A 15,640-nucleotide genomic window follows, 5' to 3' on the forward strand; every position below is an offset into this window, starting at 1 on the left:
TCGTGGCCACCGACTTCGCGACCGAGATCCAGGAGCTCCGCTCGACCTTCTCCCAGATCGAGGCGGTGACCGACCCGACCCGGCTCAAGGCGCGCATCGCCGAGCTCGAGGAGGCGGCCGCGGCGCCCGACCTGTGGGACGACCAGGAGAACGCCCAGAAGGTCACCAGCCAGCTGAGCCAGGCGAACGCCGAGCTCGAGCGCGTCGCGCGCATGGGCGCGCGCATCGACGACCTCGAGGTGCTGGTCGAGCTGGGCATCGAGGGCGAGGACGAGGACACGCTCGCCGAGGCGGACGCCGACCTCGCGAAGCTCAAGGCCGACCTGTCTGCCATGGAGGTCCGCACCCTCATGACGGGGGAGTGGGACGAGCGCAACGCGGTGGTGACCATCCGCTCGGGCGCCGGCGGCGACGACGCGACCGACTTCGCCGAGATGCTGCTGCGCATGTACCTGCGCTGGGCCGAGCGTCACGGCTACGGCACCAAGGTGCTCGACACCTCGTACGCCGAGGGCGCCGGCATCAAGTCCGCGACCTTCGAGCTCAACGCGCCGTACGCGTACGGCACCATGTCGGTCGAGGCCGGCACGCACCGACTCGCGCGCATCAGCCCGTTCGGCTCCGCGGACAAGCGTCAGACCTCGTTCGCCGCGGTCGAGGTGATCCCCGAGATCGAGCAGACCGACCACATCGAGGTCCCCGAGTCGGAGATCAAGGTCGACGTGTTCCGCTCGTCGGGCCCCGGCGGCCAGTCGGTCAACACCACCGACTCCGCCGTGCGCCTCACGCACCTGCCCACCGGCATCGTCGTGTCGATGCAGGACGAGAAGTCGCAGATCCAGAACCGCGCCGCCGCCATGCGCGTGCTCCAGTCGCGCCTGCTGCTGCTGAAGAAGGAGCAGGAGGCGGCGCAGAAGAAGGAGCTCGCGGGCGACATCAAGGCCTCGTGGGGCGACCAGATGCGCTCGTACTTCCTCTACGGCCAGCAGCTGGTCAAGGATCTGCGCACCGGCTACGAGGTCGGCAACCCGCAGATCGTGTTCGACGGCGACCTCGACGGCTTCATCGACGCGGGCATCCGCTGGCGTCGCGCGGAGCAGAAGGCCGCCGCCGAGTAATCGAGCCCCGGTCCGCCCTGCGGCTCCGCCACACAGGAGAGCTCTCGGCGGCACCATCGAGTGGTCCGCTGCCACGACACACCGACGACACGCCGAGCGGCGTGTGGCGCAGCCGCAGATCCGTGTGGCGGAGCCGCGAGCGGCACTGCTTCGCGCATCGTCAACTGTCACGACGTGACGAACAGGACACGCGCGGCGCGGCGCGCCTCCCCGAACCCGGGTGAGCGCGTTCCTACCATGCTGAGGTGGCGCGGGTCCTACCCCTCGCGCGCGCAGCACTCATGATTCGACTCGACAACGCCACCAAGGTCTACAAGCGGGGCGCCCGTCCCGCGCTCGACTCCGTCTCCGTGGAGATCGAGCGCGGCGACTTCGTGTTCCTCGTGGGCTCGTCCGGATCGGGCAAGTCGACGTTCCTCAAGCTCATCCTGCGCGAGGAGAGGCCCACCGGCGGCGACGTCTACGTCGCGGGGCGCCACCTCAACAAGCTGTCCGCGTGGCGCGTGCCCCACCTGCGCCGCGAGATCGGCGCGGTGTTCCAGGACTTCCGCCTGCTCCCCAACAAGACCGTGTACCAGAACGTCGCGTTCGCGCTCCAGGTCATCGGCAAGAGCCGCCACCACATCCAGTCGACGGTCCCCGAGATGCTCGACCTGGTGGGCCTGTCGGGCAAGGAGAAGCGCTTCCCGCACGAGCTGTCGGGCGGCGAGCAGCAGCGCGTCGCCATCGCGCGCGCCTTCGTCAACCACCCGCCGATCCTGCTGTGCGACGAGCCGACCGGAAACCTCGACCCGGGGACCTCCGTCGGCATCATGCGGCTCCTGGATCGCATCAACCGCACGGGCACCACGGTGCTCATGGCCACGCACGACGACGAGATCGTCGACCAGATGCGCAAGCGCGTCATCGAGCTGCGCGGCGGCGAGCTGGTCCGCGACCAGGACCGCGGCGTCTACGGGCTGGAGCGCGTGTGAGGCTCCGGTTCATCTTCGGCGAGGTCTTCAACGGCCTCCGCCGCAACACGACCATGGCGCTGTCCGTGGTCCTGGTGACGTTCGTGTCGCTCATGTTCGTGGGCGCCGCGGCGCTTACGCAGATGCAGATCGACCAGCTCAAGGACGACTGGTACGGCAAGGTCGAGATCGCGATCTTCCTGTGCCCCGAGAGCTCGCGCAACGAACGATGCGCCGAGGGCGCGGTCACCGCCGCGCAGGAGGAGGACATCCGCGCGGTCCTCGAGGACGGGGCGCTGAGCGACCTGGTCCAGAAGGTCTACTACGAGTCGCGCGAGGAGGCCTACGGGAAGTTCGTCGCGAACGACGACGAGGGCATCTGGTCGTACCTCACGCCCGAGCAGATGCAGCCCAGCTTCCGTGTGAAGCTCTCCGACCCGGAGCAGTACCAGGTGGTCGCGGACGCGACCGAGGGGCTTCCCGGCGTCGACGTGGTCCGCGACCAGCGCGAGATCTTCTCCGAGCTGTTCCGCTTCCTCAACGCCGCGACCGTGATCGCCGCGGCGCTGGCCGCCGTCATGCTCATCGCCGCGATGCTGCTCATCACCACCACCATCAGGCTCAGCGCGCTCAGCCGCCGGCGCGAGACGCAGATCATGCGCATGGTCGGGTCCTCGCGCTCGCTGATCCAGATGCCGTTCATGCTCGAGGGCGCGGTCGCTGCCACTGCCGGCGCCGTCCTCGCGATCGGCGGCCTGTTCTTCGGCGTCCGCTACCTGATCGAGGACTGGCTCAAGAGCTCGGTGACGTGGGTGCAGTACATCGGCACCTCGGATGTCCTGAACGTCGCTCCCTGGCTCCTGGTGATCGCGGTGGGCCTCGCGGCCGTCGCGTCGATCGTCACGCTCGGGAGGTACACGCGCGCATGATCCGTCACCTCCGCACGCCCCTGCTCGCCGCGACGGCGACGCTGCTCGTCGCGGTGCTCACGGGCACCCTGGTGACGGGCGCCGGCGCCGAGGGCGGCATCCGCTACGACTCGAGCTACGACGACGACATCGAGCGTGCGCAGGACAAGTCGGACTCGTACGACGAGCAGCTCGAGGACCTCGAGGGCGCGCTCGAGGACACGAGCGCGGAGATCATCGCCGCGAGCAAGAAGCTCAAGGCGACGGAGGCGAAGCTGCCCGCGGCGCAGGAGGCGCTCGACAAGGCGAACGAGAGGGTCGACGAGGCGCTGCTCCAGCAGAAGCTCACCGCCGACAAGCTCGCTGCCGCCGAGGCTCAGGACAAGGCGATCTCGGACCAGATCGCCGAGGACGAGGCGCGGATCGTCGAGCTCGAGGAGATCGTCGCGGCGCTCGCCCGCGCGCAGTACCAGGGTGTGGGCGATGACGAGGCGCTGAGCCTCGTGTTCGGCGCCAGCACCTCCCAGGAGTTCATCGACAAGTTCGCGGCGGAGCACAACGCCTCGCGCGTGCAGTCGAACGCGCTCGCGGACGTCGAGGAGATCGCGGCGGTCAACCGCAACCGCGGCGCCCGTCAGGAGGCGGTGCGCGACTACATCGTCGAGCTCAAGGCGGAGGCCGATGCGCTCGTCGTCGAGACCGAGCGCCTCCAGGAGCAGGCCGCCGCCAAGAAGGCCGCGCTCGACGAGCTGGTCGAGGAGCAGCAGAAGCTCAAGGCGGACCTCGAGGCGAAGAAGGCCGAGGAGCTCGAGCGTCAGGCGGAGCTCGAGGCCAAGCAGCAGGCCGTGCGCGACACCATCAAGGACCTCGTCAAGAAGAAGCTCGCCGAGGAGGAGGCTGCCCGCAAGGCGGCCGAGGAGGCTGCCCGCAAGGCGGCCGAGGAGGCCGCGCGCAAGGCCGCCGAGGAGGCGGCCAAGGGCAACGGCTCCGGCTCGGGGTCGAGCTCCGGCGGGTCCTCGAGCTCGGGCGGCTCGTCGGGCTCCGGCGGCTCGACCAGCACGTGGAGCAAGGGCCTGCTCGGCTGGCCCTCGCCGTACCACGTGGTCACGTCGAGCTACGGCATGCGGTTCCACCCGATCCTGCACTACTGGCGCCTGCACGCCGGCACCGACATCCGCGCGTACTGCGGCACCCCGATCTACGCGGCGCGCGCGGGCAAGGTGCAGTGGGCGATGTGGCGCGCCGGGCTCGGCAACACGGTCCTGCTCGACCACGGCTACATCGAGGGCAAGTCGCTCATGTCCAGCTACAACCACCTCACCCGCTCCGTGGTGAGCGCGGGCCAGTACGTGACCAAGGGCCAGCTGGTGGGCTACTCGGGCAACACCGGCACCTCCGCGGCGTGCCACCTCCACTTCGAGGTCTACGTCAACGGCGACACCACGGACCCGATGAAGTACATCGGCTGAGCGGCGGTGCACGCACCGCTAGACTGGTGCGTCGCGCCCGCCGACGATCGGCCGGGCGAGCCGGGAAGGGCCGAGGAGGTGGCACATGGGTGAGAGCGGCATCAAGGTGATCGCGACCAACCGCGCCGCGCGCCACGACTTCTTCATCGACGACGTCCTCGAGGCGGGCATCGTCCTCACGGGCACCGAGGTGAAGTCCCTGCGCCAGGGCCGCGCCGTGATCGGCGACGGCTACGTCTACGTCGACGGCGGCGAGGCCTGGGTGGAGAACCTCCACATCCCCGAGTACTCCCAGGGCACGTGGACCAACCATGCGCCCAAGCGCAAGCGCAAGCTGCTCCTGCACGGGCACGAGATCGAGGACCTTCAGCAGCGCACGCGCGAGAAGGGCTACACGATCGTCCCGCTGCGCCTGTACTTCCTCGATGGGCGCGCGAAGCTCGAGATCGGCGTCGCCCGAGGCAAGAAGATGCATGACAAGCGTCAGACGCTGCGGGAGAAGCAGGACAAGCGCGAGGCCGAGCGGGCCTTCGGCACGCAGCGCGGCATCAACCGCTGACCGCACCCCTGCGGCGGGACGATGCGCGGGTCGCGTCATTCCACGAGCGCTGGGGTGGGCATGATGGACCCATGGCCCGCATCGTCCTTTCCGTTCTGTCAGCCCTGGTAGCCGCGTTGGTGCCGGTCGTCGCGCACGCCGATGCGCCCGACGGCGGCCGGAGCGTCGAGCGGTGGGAGGCGGGGTACACGCTGCAGGGGGACGGCTCTGTCGACGTCACGGTCGAGATCGACTTCGACTTCGGGAACGAGCCCGGCCACGGTCCGTACTGGACCCTGCCGATCCGCCAGGCGACCGACGATCCGGACTACGACCGCGTCTACGACATCACCGACGTCGGTGCATCGTCCCCGACGGGCGCGCCTGCGAAGGTCTACCTCGAGGAGGGCGACGACTGGCTCGTGGTGCGCGTGGGCGACGAGGACGTGGACGACGTCTCGGGCGTGCAGACCTACGTGCTCACCTATACCGTTCACGACGTCATGAACGCGACGGACGCCGGTGACGAGTTCTACTGGAACGTCATCGGCGACGGGTGGGAGACGCCCATCGCCGACATCCTGGTGACGGTGACCGGCGAGGCCGACGTCACCGACGCGACATGCTTCGCGGGACCCGCCGGTGGGACGACCGCGTGCGACGGCGTGGACTTCGGCGGGGTCGGCGCGGAGTTCACGCAGGCCTCGCTCGGGCCGGGGGAGCCGATGTCCGTCGCGGTGGCGTACCCCGCCGGGACCTACTCGACGGAGCCGGTGCTGCGCGAGAGCAGCGATCTCGCTCACGCGTTCCGGATCACGCCCTGGACGGTGGGCGGCTTCCTGGTGCTGCTGCTCGGCGGCCTCGCGCTGGTGGTGCGTCGCATCCGCACCACCGGGGCGGATCACGAGTACGCCGACTTCACGCCCGGCGTCGGCCCGGCCGGGGGAGAGGCCGCCGCCGTGCGCAAGCGCGACAAGCGCGCTCCCGTCGCGGTCGCCTTCGCGCCGCCGGACGGGCTGCGCCCGGGCCAGCTGGGCACCTTGATCGACGAGAAGGCCGATGTCCGCGACGTCACCGCGACGATGGTGGACCTCGCCGTCCGCGGCTACCTGGTGATCGAGGCGACGGGCGAGGACGGGTACACGCTGGTCAAGCAGCGCGAGGCCGACGGCGCCCTGCATCCGTACGAGCAGATGCTTTTCGACGCGATCTTCACCGGACGTGACCGCGTCACGCTCGACGACCTCAAGACCACCTTCCACGCCGACATGGCGAAGGTCCAGGCGCAGCTCTACCGCAACGTCACCACCAACGGCTGGTTCCGCTCGAACCCCACGCATGCGCGCGGCGCGTGGGCCGGGACGGGCGTCGCGGTCCTCATCGCGGGCGTGCTCGCGACCGTCGGGCTCGCGAACGTGTCCTCGCTCGCGCTGATCCCGCTCGCGCTCGTGGTGGTGGGCATCGTCATGGTCGCGACGTTCGCGATCGCGCCCGCGCGCACGCCCGAGGGGAGCCGGATCCTCGCGCAGACCAAGGGCTTCGAGCTCTACCTCCGTACCGCCGAGGCGGCGCAGCTGCGGGTCGAGGAGGGGCACGACCTCTTCAGCAGGTACCTGCCGTACGCGATCGCGTTCGGGGACGCCGAGGCGTGGACCAAGAAGTTCGAGCAGCTCGCGGCGCAGGGGGAGCGGCTCGCCGAGCCCACCTGGTACCGCGGCTACGGCTTCGGCTACGGCCTGTTCTGGGCGCACGCCGCGGGCTTCGGGCATCGCATGGGCGAGTTCACGGCGCTGGCCGATGCGGCGATCAGCGCGCCCACACCGGGCTCGTCCGGAGGGTCGGGCTTCTCCGGCGGAGGCGGCTTCTCCGGCGGTGGTGGCGGAGGCGGTGGTGGCGGCGGCTGGTGAGCCGCCGTCGCGCGCGCCCCTTGCGGCTCCGCCACACCGATCCACGGCTCCGCCACACGTGTGCCGGCGTGTCATCGGCGAGCCGCGACCATCGCGCCCCGTTCCGGGCGCGGCACGCGGCCCGTGTGTGGCGGAGCCGTGTGAGACGGAACGCGGAGAGGCCCGCACCCCAGCAGGGGTGCGGGCCTCTCGCGGCGTTGAGGGTCAGGCCTGCGCGGCTGGCTCCTCGTCGGTCTCCTCGGTGTGCGGCACGGGATGCTCGCGCTCGAGCGCCGCGCCCTCCACGTCCACGTTGGGGAGGATCTTGTCGAGCCAGCGCGGCAGCCACCACGCCTTCTCGCCCACGAGGTGCATGAGCGACGGCACGATGACCATGCGGACCACGAACGCGTCGAACAGCACGCCCATCGCGAGGCCGAAGCCCATGGGCCGGATCAGCGCGATGTGCGAGAACACGAATCCGCCGAACACCGAGACCATGATGATCGCGGCGGCCGTGACCACGGCGCGCCCGTGGCGCAGGCCCGAGACCACCGAGCGGCGCGCATCGAGACCGTGGACGTACGCCTCGCGCATGCCGGTGGTGAGGAACAGCTGGTAGTCCATCGCGAGGCCGAACAGGATGCCCGTGAGGATGATGGGCAGGAAGCTCAGCACCGGGCCCGGGTCGTGGACGCCGAAGAGCGAGCTCAGCCAGCCCCACTGGTACACCGCGGTCACCATGCCGAAGGCCGCGAACAGCGACAGCACGAAGCCGAGCGTCGCGATGAGCGGTACCACCAGCGAGCGGAACACGACGATGAGGATGATGATCGACAGGCCCACCACGATCGCGAGGTAGAGCGGGAGCGCCTCGTCGAGCTTCTGGGAGACGTCGATGTTGCCTGAGGCCTCACCGGCGACGCCGATGACGGTGCCGTCCTCGAGTGGGGAGAGCTCGCGGAGGTCCTCGACCAGCTGGACGGTGGACTCGCTGCCGGGGCCCTCGTTCGGGATGACCTGGAACGCGAGGAACCCGTTGTCCTCGGACGCGCCGGCCGGGGCGACAGCGGCGACGTCCTCGTTCTCCATGAGGACGTTCGCCACGGCGACCTGGGCCGCGAGGAGCTCGTCGTCGGAGACCGCCTCGGGCAGCTCCGCGGTCACCAGGAGGGTGCCGTTGACGCCCTCGCCGAACTTCTCGTCGACGGTCTTGTACGCGATGTACTGCGTCGAGTCGGTGGGCTCCTGGGTGCCGTCGGGCAGGCCCAGGCGCATCGACAACGCTGGGATCGCGATGATGAGCAGCGCGACGACCGCGCCGAAGAAGCGCAGCAGCGCGAGGCCCGTGCGCATCGGCTCGACGGGTGCCTCGGCGTGCTCGGCGGCACCGCGGGTCGCGCGTGCCTTCTTTCCCAGGACGCGGTGCCCGACGAGACCGAGCACCGCGGGGGTGAGGGTCACGGCGACCAGGACCGCGATGCCGACGCAGAACGCGCCGACGGTGCCCATGATGCCGAGGAACGGGATACCGGTGATGTTGAGCGCGAGCAGCGCCACGATGACCGTCGAGCCCGCGAAGACGACAGCGTTGCCGGACGTCCCGTTCGCGAGGCCGATGGACTCGTGGAGGTCCATGCCGCGCTTGTACTGCTCGCGGTGGCGGTTGACGATGAACAGCGAGTAGTCGATGCCGACGGCGAGGGCGAGCATGACGCCGAGCACCGGGGTGACCGAGGACATCTCCACGACGCCGGAGAAGGCGAGCGCGGTGGCGACACCGACGCCGACGCCGAGCACCGACGTGACGATGGGCATGAGCGCCGGCCAGATCGCGCGCATCATCACCATGAGGACCACGAAGGCGAGCGCGACACCGATGACCTCGCCGGCGCCCATGACGCCCTCGACGCTGGTCGCGATGTCGGCCGAGAAGTTGACGGTGATGCCGTCGGGGGTGGCGGCGCGGACGTCGGCGATGACCGCGTCCTTGTCCTCCTGGACCACCTCGTAGACGTTGGTGTCGAACTGGATCAGACCCAGCGCGGTGGTGCCGTCCTCGGACACCGAGCGGATGCCCGCCGCTGCGTCCGCGAGCTGGGCGCCGAGCTCGAGCTGCGCCTCCTGGGCCTCGAGCTCCGCGCGGCCGTCGTCGATCTGCGCCTGGCTGTCGTCGAGCTGCGTCTGCTGCTCCTCGATCTGCGCGAGACCCGCGTCGAGCTGCTCCTGCTGCTCGTCGATCTGCGCCTGCTGCGCCTCGAACTCTGCGACCGCGAACTCGTAGGTGCCGGCGTCCTTGGCCTGCTGGATCGCCTCGTCGAGCTGAGCCTGGCCGGCGTCGAGCTGCTGCTGGCCCTCCTCGAGCTGCGCGAGCGCCTCGTCGAGCTGCTGCTGGCCGGCGTCGAGCTGCTCCTGGCCGGCATCGAGCTGGGTGCGCGCGTCCTCGATCTGCTGGGGCGCGCCCTCGAGCTGCGAGCGCTGCTCCTCGAGCTGCGCCTGCGTCGCGAACGGGTCGATCACGCCGGTGACGGCGTCGACGTCCTGCGCGGCGGCGAGCGCGTCGCTCACCTGCTGCTTCTGCTCGTCCGTGAACGGCTCGCCGCTCTCGGTCTGGAAGACCGCGCGCGAGGACCCGCCTGCGAGCTCGGGGATCTCCTCCACCAGCTGGTCCGTGACCTTCTCGGTCTCGAGCCCGGGGATGGAGAAGCTGTCGGTGAGGGTGCCGCCGACCGCGACGAAGGCGCCGCCGGCGACGCCGAGCGCCAGCAGCCACGCGACGATCGCGATGAGCGGCCGCATGGCCGACGCGCGGCCGATGCGGTACAGGAGGTGGGCCACAGGGGAACCTTTCTCAGGGGTGATCCGGGGAGGGTGGCGACGATGCCCTGGCGTGCCGTCCGGCCGCGCGGGCTGAGCCCGGGCCGGGAGGCACGTCTGAGAGAAGTCTAGGACAACTCCGACGAGTTTCACGACAACTGTTGGTTATCGCTTGGTGAAGTCCACGGACGGTGCCACAATCTCCCCGTGGACGTGCGCATCGTGAGGACCCGGAGACGCCTGCAGGAGGCGCTCGTGGCGCTCGCGAGCGAGCGCGGGCTCGACGACATCTCGGTGAGCGACATCGTGGCCGAGGCGGGGGTCAACCGCTCGACCTTCTACCAGCACTACTCCGACAAGGAGACGCTCCTGGCGGACGCGCTCGACGCCGTCGCGGAGGAGGCGGGGGCGGGGATGTCGGGGCTCATCCTCGGCGCGGCGCCGCCCGAGCCCTTGGTGCGCTTCCTCGAGCACGTCGAGGCGCATGCCGATCTGTACCGCCGCGTGTTCACAGAGCCCGGCTATGGCGCGGTGCTGACCCGGCTGCGGCTCCGCAGCCGCGAGGCGATCCGCGACCTCGCTCCCGATGTCGACGAGATCTCGCGCAAGCGGCTTCCGGTCGACGTCGTGGCGGCAGGGCTGACCGGCCTCGTGCTGGGCGTCGTGGGGGAGTGGCTGCTCGCCGAGGACCGGCCCCCGGCCGCGGAGGCCGCCGGCTGGATCTGGAGCATCGTGCTCGGTCTGCCGGTGCTCAGCGAGGGCGCCTGAGCGCTTCCGAGGCGGAGCACGGAGGCGTGCTTGGGCGCTGTCGGTCGTTCCGGTAGACTGGTGTCATAACTGCACAGGGGATGATCGGTTTCGACGTGTGTTTACTTCCGGAGGGAAGCGGGCCGAGAACGCAGAGTTATCTCGTAAACGACCTCTGCAACCTATAGGTGCCGATTCCAAGCGCACCGACTTCGCCCTCGCTGCCTAAGCGAGCGCCATGAAGTCCGTCAGCCCAGGGGCGTTCCCGACCTGGATCCTGGCGTCGACTAGGGAACTTGCTTCAGTCCTTCGTCATCGGGGACTGCGGGACTTCTAGATGACTGAGCCCGCTCACCACCTGCCTGATGGTGGGTGAGGGGCTGAGAAAACCTTCTTCAGGCTGCGCCCGGAGAAGACTTCGGTTTGGACATGCGGACCCGGGTTCGATTCCCGGCATCTCCACCTCTCGCGAGGCCCCCGACGCCCATCGGCGTGCGGGGGCCTTCGCATGCCCGGCGCCGGGCGCTCGCCCGCCGCGCCCGTCGGCAGCCGCGCTCGCCGCGCCCGCTCGCCGCTCCGGTACGTCCCCGCGGGACATGGGTGCCGGATCCGGGCCGGATCCGGCACCCATGTCCCGCCAGCGCGCCCGCGAGCTGCGTCACTAGGCTCGGGCCATGACGCTCGCGATCCTCGCGACCCTGGCAGGGCTCGCCGCGCTCGCGTGGAGCGCCGACCGCTTCGTCTCCGGCGCATCGTCCGTCGCGGCGCACCTGGGCATGGCGCCGCTGCTCATCGGCATGGTCGTGGTCGGCTTCGGCACGTCCGCCCCGGAGCTCGTGGTGTCGGCCTTCGCCGCGGCGGGCGGCGACCCCGAGATCGCGCTCGGCAACGCGCTCGGCTCGAACATCGCGAACATCGGCCTGATCCTCGGCATCACCGCGATCATCGTGCCCGTCCTGGTCCACCGCGGCGTGCTCCGACGCGAGCTGCCGCTGCTGCTCGCGGCGACGCTCCTGCTCGCGCTCGTGCTGCTCGACGGGAGCATCTCCCGCATCGACGCCGGGATCCTGGTGATGGCGCTCGGCGCGCAGCTGGTCTGGGCGGTCCGCACCGGCACCCGGCGCCGGCCACCCGGCGAGCCCCAGGACGAGCTCGCGCGCGAGATCGAGGCGCGGGAGGCCGCCGCCGGGATGTCGTACCGGGCGGCGTGGGCGTGGACCATCGGCGGCATCGTGCTGCTGGTCGCGGCCTCGCGCGTGCTCGTCTGGGGAGCGGTGGGCATCGCGGAGCGCCTCGGGTGGTCGGACCTGGTCATCGGCCTCACGGTGGTCGCGATCGGCACCTCGGCGCCGGAGCTGGCCGCGGCCATCGTCTCCGCGCGGCGCCGCGAGACGGACCTGGTGCTGGGCAACGTCATCGGCTCGAACCTGTTCAACACGCTCGCGGTGGTGGGGCTCGCGGGGCTCATCGCGCCCTCCGCCGTCGAGCCGCAGGCGCTCACGCGGGACCTCCCCGTGCTCCTCGCGTTCACGCTCGCGTTGCTGATCATGGGCTTCCGGCCGCGCGCCGACGGGCGCATCAACCGTCTCGAGGGCGCGGCGCTCCTGGCGGCTTGGATCGCCTACACGGCGGTGCTCATCGGCACCGCGGGCGGCTGATCGTCGGGACCTCCGTACCTGCTCGCACGCCGTATCGCCCCTTACCTTCGATACGTGCTGACTCTCCCCGAAACCGTCGACGTCCATGCCAAGGCCGCCGTGGCCAAGGTGAAGCTCTCGCGCACCCCGCTGCGCCTCCTCGTCTCGGCGATGCTCGCCGGCATGTGGATCGGCGTCGGCGACGTCCTCATGTGGTCGGCCGCGGGGCCGTTCCACGTCGCGGGCGATCCGATGGAGAAGCTCGTCGCCGGCAGCGTGTTCGCCGCCGCGCTCACCATCGTGGTCTTCGCCGGCTCAGAGCTCGCGACGAGCGCGATGATGATCCTCCCGCTCGGCGCGATCCGTCGCACCATCTCCTGGTTCCAGGCCGCGGGCGTGCTGCTCGCGATCTTCTTCGCCAACATGATCGGCGCGTTCGCGTTCGCGTGGGTCATGATCCAGACCGGGGTGCTCGGGCACGGCGCGACAGGGGAGTTCGCCGCCGACACGCTCGCGGGCAAGATCTCGCACACGCCCGCGGAGCTGTTCTGGCGCGGCGTCATGTGCAACGTGCTCGTATGCGTCGCGATCTGGGCCGCGGCCCGCCTCAAGAACGAGGTCGCCAAGGCCGTCATCATCTTCTGGGCCGTGCTGGCCTTCATCGCCTCGGGCTTCGAGCACGTCGTGGCGAACATGACCACGTTCGGCATCGGCCTCATCAGCGGCGGCGACGTCACGTGGGCGGACTTCGGCACCAACATGGTGTGCGTGGGCCTGGGGAACCTGGTCGGCGGTGCCGTGGTGATCGGTCTCGCCTACGCCTTCGTCGCCGGCAAGGCGCGCCCGGACGCGGACGATGCGCCGGCCCAGGACCCGGTCGAGGAGGCCGAGGCGGTGCTCGAGGACGCGACCGCGCGCTGAGCTACCGCCCCATCGCGACGCGCTCGGGGCAGTCGAACGGGTCGCGCGCGGCGAGCCCGACGCGGTTGAGGTACTGCACCACGATCGCGTACGACTCGAGCAGGCTGGTCTCCGTGTAGGGCACGCCCACGTTCGCGCAGTGCTCGCGGACGATCTCCCTGGCGCGTCCCAGGTGCGGGCGCGCCATCGACGGGAACAGGTGGTGCTCGATCTGGAAGTTGAGCCCGCCCATGAGGATGGACATGGTCCAACCGCCCCGGATGTTGCGGCTGGTGAGCACCTGCTTGGACAGGAAGTCCATCTTCATGTCCGCGGGGACGATCATCATGCCCTTGTGGTTCGGCGCGAACGAGGCGCCCATGTACACGCCGAAGACGGCCATCTGCACGCCGAGGAACGCGAACGCCATCCCGAGCGGCAGGAACCAGAACAGCGGCACCAGGTACAGCACGAAGTGCGCGGCGATCGCGGGGATCTCCTGCCAGCGCTGACGGCGGGTCCCGGAGGTCACCAGCGAGCGGATCGACTGGTAGTGGAGGTTGATCCCCTCGAGCGTGAGGAGCGGGAAGAACAGCCAACCCTGGCGCGCGTTGATCCACCGCAGGAGCCCGCGTGCGTTCGCGGCGTCCTCCTCGCGGAACGCGATGGTGTCCATGTCGATGTCGGGATCCTTGCCCACCCGGTTGGGGTTGCCATGGTGGCGGGTGTGCTTGTGCATCCACCACTGGTGGCTGATGCCGACCATCAGCGTGCTGAGGAAGCGCCCCAGGCGGTCGTTGGCCGGGCCCGAGGCGAGCACGGTGCGATGCGACGCCTCGTGGCCGAGGAACGCGATCTGCGTGAACACGATGGCGAGCGCGGCCGCCATGAGCAGCTGGAACCAGGAGTCGCCCAGGAGGATCATCCCGGTGACGACGCCGCCCAGCGCAAGCGCGAGCGCAGCGCCGTAGATGGCGTAGAAGCCGTAGGCGCGCTCGAGGAGGCCGGTGTCGCGGATGGTCGCCGACAGCGCCGCGAAGCGGCGGGTGACGTGGTTGACGGGCAGGGACGATGCAGGGGGCTGGGCCGGGATCATGCCTCTCCGGGGTCGTGGCGGGTGACTTCCCAGTCGGGCTGAGCGGCGATGCTCGTCATGCGGATGGCGCCTACCCTACGGTGCCGTAGGTTCGGTGTCACGGTTCACACGCGGAACCGCCCCGCACCTGCGATGACGCTGTCCGCCCGGGCCTGCCGCGACGTCCGGGTCAGCCCTCGGCGCCGGGGTCGCAGGAGAGATGCCATCGCAGGAAGGCCGGGTCCGATGCGAGGGGCAGGGCCAGTGAGGCCACGGTGACGGGCACGCCCACCGTCACCTCGAGCGACTCGAGTCCCAGGTTCGGGTCCGCGTTCACCGCGGCGACGGCCGCCTTGTCGGGGCCTGTGAGCGGCATCGGCTCGGTCTCCGTGTCGAGCGCGACGACCGCGCATGACGCCGTGACCACGTCGCCGGCATCCCCCGTCGCGGCGACGACCGCGTCGAAGCACTCGACGCCCTCGCGCGCGGGTGAGCATGTCGCGGGCTCGAGGGTCGCATCGTCGATGTACGCCGCGCTCGGTGCCGAGCAGGCGGCGACCGCGGCGGCAGCGAGGGCGGAGAGAGCAATGCGCAGTGCACGGGTCATGGCTGGATCCCCCTCCGGCTCTGCGCGGAGCCTCGCACGGGGCGCAGCGGATCGTCAACGCTCGCCCGGCGGCGCCTCAGCCCGCGACGGTCACGCGGATCTGCGAGCCCCACGGATCGGCGACCGTGACCGTGCGGCCATCGTCCGCGACCGCGGCGCCCCTGTGGGCGAGGCGCTCCCGCAGTGCGCCGAGGTCGTCCGCGGACGGCAGCACGATGTCCATCGTGCCCAGGCCCAGGGATGCCGCGCGCGGGCCCGCGCCGCGCGAGTTCCAGGTGTTGAGCCCGACGTGGTGGTGGTAGCCGCCGGCGGAGACGAACAGCGCGCTGCCCATGTCGAGAACCTCGTCGAAGCCGAGCGTGCCGACGTAGAACTCCTTCGCGGTGGGGATGTCGCCCACCTGGAGGTGCACGTGGCCGACGCTCGCCGCGACGGTCGGCGCGGCCACCTCGGCCTCCGTGAGGTGCGTGGTGAGGAACCCGTTGACGTCGATGTGCTCGGTGCCCATCAGCGGGCGGCCCGTGGCGTCGCGCGTCCAGGCCTCGCGCGGCCGGTCGACGTACAGCTCGACGCCGTTGCCCTCAGGGTCGTCGAAGTAGAAGGCCTCGCTCACCAGGTGGTCGGCGGCGCCGGTGTACGAGCCGGGCGCGGCCTGCGCGACGCGCAACACGGCGGCCGCGAGCCCCTCGCGCGAATCGAAGAGGACCGCGGTGTGGAAGAGCCCCGCGCCGCGCCGGTCGAAGCGGGGCAGCCCGCGCGTGGGCGTGAGCACCACGGTGTCGACGCCGCCGCGGCCGAGCACATGGCGATCGCCGTCGACGCGGATCTGCTCGAGCGCGAGCACGTCGCGGTAGTAGGCGAGCATCGTGTCGAGGTCCTCGACGTGGAGCTCGACCGGCCCCATCGTCGTCCCGTCTGCGATGCGGTCTCCGCGCGCGCCGTCCATGCTCATCCCTCTTCCCTGCGTATTGGTTGCCGTGGCAAC

The 15,640-nt window shown here is 70.5% G+C and carries 13 protein-coding genes and 1 other RNA gene; 10 read left to right on the plus strand and 4 right to left on the minus strand.

From position 1 onward, the window contains the following. Positions 1–2 precede the first annotated feature (2 nt). The 6 genes from prfB (at position 3) to AOM06_RS13040 (ending at position 6,893) form a co-directional block, all read left to right on the plus strand. The gene (gene prfB / locus AOM06_RS13015) at positions 3–1,118 is read left to right on the plus strand and encodes a peptide chain release factor 2 (protein ID WP_082105589.1); all 1,116 of its coding nucleotides are present in this window, start codon (positions 3–5) and stop codon (positions 1,116–1,118) included. 281 nt (positions 1,119–1,399) lie between these two features. After that, positions 1,400–2,092, plus strand: a complete 693-nt coding sequence (ftsE, locus tag AOM06_RS13020) for a cell division ATP-binding protein FtsE (protein WP_062307444.1) — start codon at positions 1,400–1,402, stop codon at positions 2,090–2,092. Next, on the plus strand, positions 2,089–3,000 hold the full coding sequence (gene ftsX / locus AOM06_RS13025; protein WP_062307445.1) for a permease-like cell division protein FtsX: 912 nt from the start codon (positions 2,089–2,091) through the stop codon (positions 2,998–3,000). The genes ftsE and ftsX overlap by 4 nt, the downstream gene beginning before the upstream one ends. After that, positions 2,997–4,448, plus strand: coding sequence for a M23 family metallopeptidase (locus AOM06_RS13030; protein ID WP_062307451.1), 1,452 nt, complete (start codon positions 2,997–2,999; stop codon positions 4,446–4,448). The genes ftsX and AOM06_RS13030 overlap by 4 nt, the downstream gene beginning before the upstream one ends. An 85-nt stretch (positions 4,449–4,533) precedes the next feature. Continuing rightward, on the plus strand, positions 4,534–5,007 hold the full coding sequence (gene smpB / locus AOM06_RS13035) for an SsrA-binding protein SmpB (protein ID WP_062307456.1): 474 nt from the start codon (positions 4,534–4,536) through the stop codon (positions 5,005–5,007). 71 nt (positions 5,008–5,078) lie between these two features. Further along, the gene (locus tag AOM06_RS13040) at positions 5,079–6,893 is read left to right on the plus strand and encodes a DUF2207 domain-containing protein (protein WP_082105579.1); all 1,815 of its coding nucleotides are present in this window, start codon (positions 5,079–5,081) and stop codon (positions 6,891–6,893) included. Between the two features lie 204 nt (positions 6,894–7,097). On the opposite strand, the gene AOM06_RS13045 is transcribed toward AOM06_RS13040, so the two are convergent. Continuing rightward, positions 7,098–9,710 (minus strand): MMPL family transporter, encoded by a 2,613-nt coding sequence (locus AOM06_RS13045; protein ID WP_062307467.1) that lies wholly within the window; start codon positions 9,708–9,710, stop codon positions 7,098–7,100. Positions 9,711–9,896: 186 nt separating this feature from the next. Here AOM06_RS13045 and AOM06_RS13050 point away from each other — a divergent pair, with 186 nt between their 5' ends. The 4 genes from AOM06_RS13050 (at position 9,897) to AOM06_RS13065 (ending at position 12,994) form a co-directional block, all read left to right on the plus strand. Beyond that, positions 9,897–10,457 (plus strand): TetR/AcrR family transcriptional regulator, encoded by a 561-nt coding sequence (locus AOM06_RS13050; RefSeq protein ID WP_062307471.1) that lies wholly within the window; start codon positions 9,897–9,899, stop codon positions 10,455–10,457. 76 nt (positions 10,458–10,533) lie between these two features. Beyond that, positions 10,534–10,901: a transfer-messenger RNA gene (gene ssrA / locus AOM06_RS13055) on the plus strand. A gap of 209 nt (positions 10,902–11,110) precedes the next feature. Further along, positions 11,111–12,094, plus strand: a complete 984-nt coding sequence (locus tag AOM06_RS13060; RefSeq protein ID WP_062307476.1) for a calcium/sodium antiporter — start codon at positions 11,111–11,113, stop codon at positions 12,092–12,094. A gap of 54 nt (positions 12,095–12,148) precedes the next feature. Continuing rightward, positions 12,149–12,994 carry a formate/nitrite transporter family protein gene (locus AOM06_RS13065; RefSeq protein WP_082105580.1) on the plus strand — a complete coding sequence of 282 codons (846 nt, stop codon included), beginning with the start codon at positions 12,149–12,151 and terminating at the stop codon, positions 12,992–12,994. Position 12,995: 1 nt separating this feature from the next. Here AOM06_RS13065 and AOM06_RS13070 read toward each other — a convergent pair whose 3' ends face one another. From AOM06_RS13070 to AOM06_RS13080, 3 genes are all read right to left on the minus strand, one after another. Continuing rightward, on the minus strand, positions 12,996–14,069 hold the full coding sequence (locus tag AOM06_RS13070) for a fatty acid desaturase family protein (RefSeq protein ID WP_062307479.1): 1,074 nt from the start codon (positions 14,067–14,069) through the stop codon (positions 12,996–12,998). A 169-nt stretch (positions 14,070–14,238) separates the two neighbouring features. Further along, complete coding sequence (locus AOM06_RS13075; protein ID WP_062307482.1) at positions 14,239–14,655, minus strand: hypothetical protein; 417 nt, start codon at positions 14,653–14,655, stop codon at positions 14,239–14,241. Between the two features lie 76 nt (positions 14,656–14,731). After that, positions 14,732–15,607, minus strand: a complete 876-nt coding sequence (locus AOM06_RS13080) for a VOC family protein (RefSeq protein WP_369401418.1) — start codon at positions 15,605–15,607, stop codon at positions 14,732–14,734. Positions 15,608–15,640 lie beyond the last annotated feature (33 nt).

This window comes from Demequina subtropica, from assembly GCF_000971235.1.
Classification (GTDB): Bacteria; Actinomycetota; Actinomycetes; order Actinomycetales; family Demequinaceae; genus Demequina; species Demequina subtropica.

What these genes read in the sequence shown, in the direction of transcription:
- ftsE (WP_062307444.1), top strand. Translation starts at nt 1,400, where the DNA reads ATGATTCGACTCGACAACGCCACCAAGGTCTACAAGCGGGGCGCCCGT.
- AOM06_RS13030 (WP_062307451.1), top strand. Translation starts at nt 2,997, where the DNA reads ATGATCCGTCACCTCCGCACGCCCCTGCTCGCCGCGACGGCGACGCTG.
- smpB (WP_062307456.1), top strand. Translation starts at nt 4,534, where the DNA reads ATGGGTGAGAGCGGCATCAAGGTGATCGCGACCAACCGCGCCGCGCGC.
- AOM06_RS13040 (WP_082105579.1), top strand. Translation starts at nt 5,079, where the DNA reads ATGGCCCGCATCGTCCTTTCCGTTCTGTCAGCCCTGGTAGCCGCGTTG.
- AOM06_RS13060 (WP_062307476.1), top strand. Translation starts at nt 11,111, where the DNA reads ATGACGCTCGCGATCCTCGCGACCCTGGCAGGGCTCGCCGCGCTCGCG.
- AOM06_RS13070 (WP_062307479.1), bottom strand. Translation starts at nt 14,069, where the DNA reads ATGATCCCGGCCCAGCCCCCTGCATCGTCCCTGCCCGTCAACCACGTC.
- AOM06_RS13075 (WP_062307482.1), bottom strand. Translation starts at nt 14,655, where the DNA reads ATGACCCGTGCACTGCGCATTGCTCTCTCCGCCCTCGCTGCCGCCGCG.
- AOM06_RS13080 (WP_369401418.1), bottom strand. Translation starts at nt 15,607, where the DNA reads ATGAGCATGGACGGCGCGCGCGGAGACCGCATCGCAGACGGGACGACG.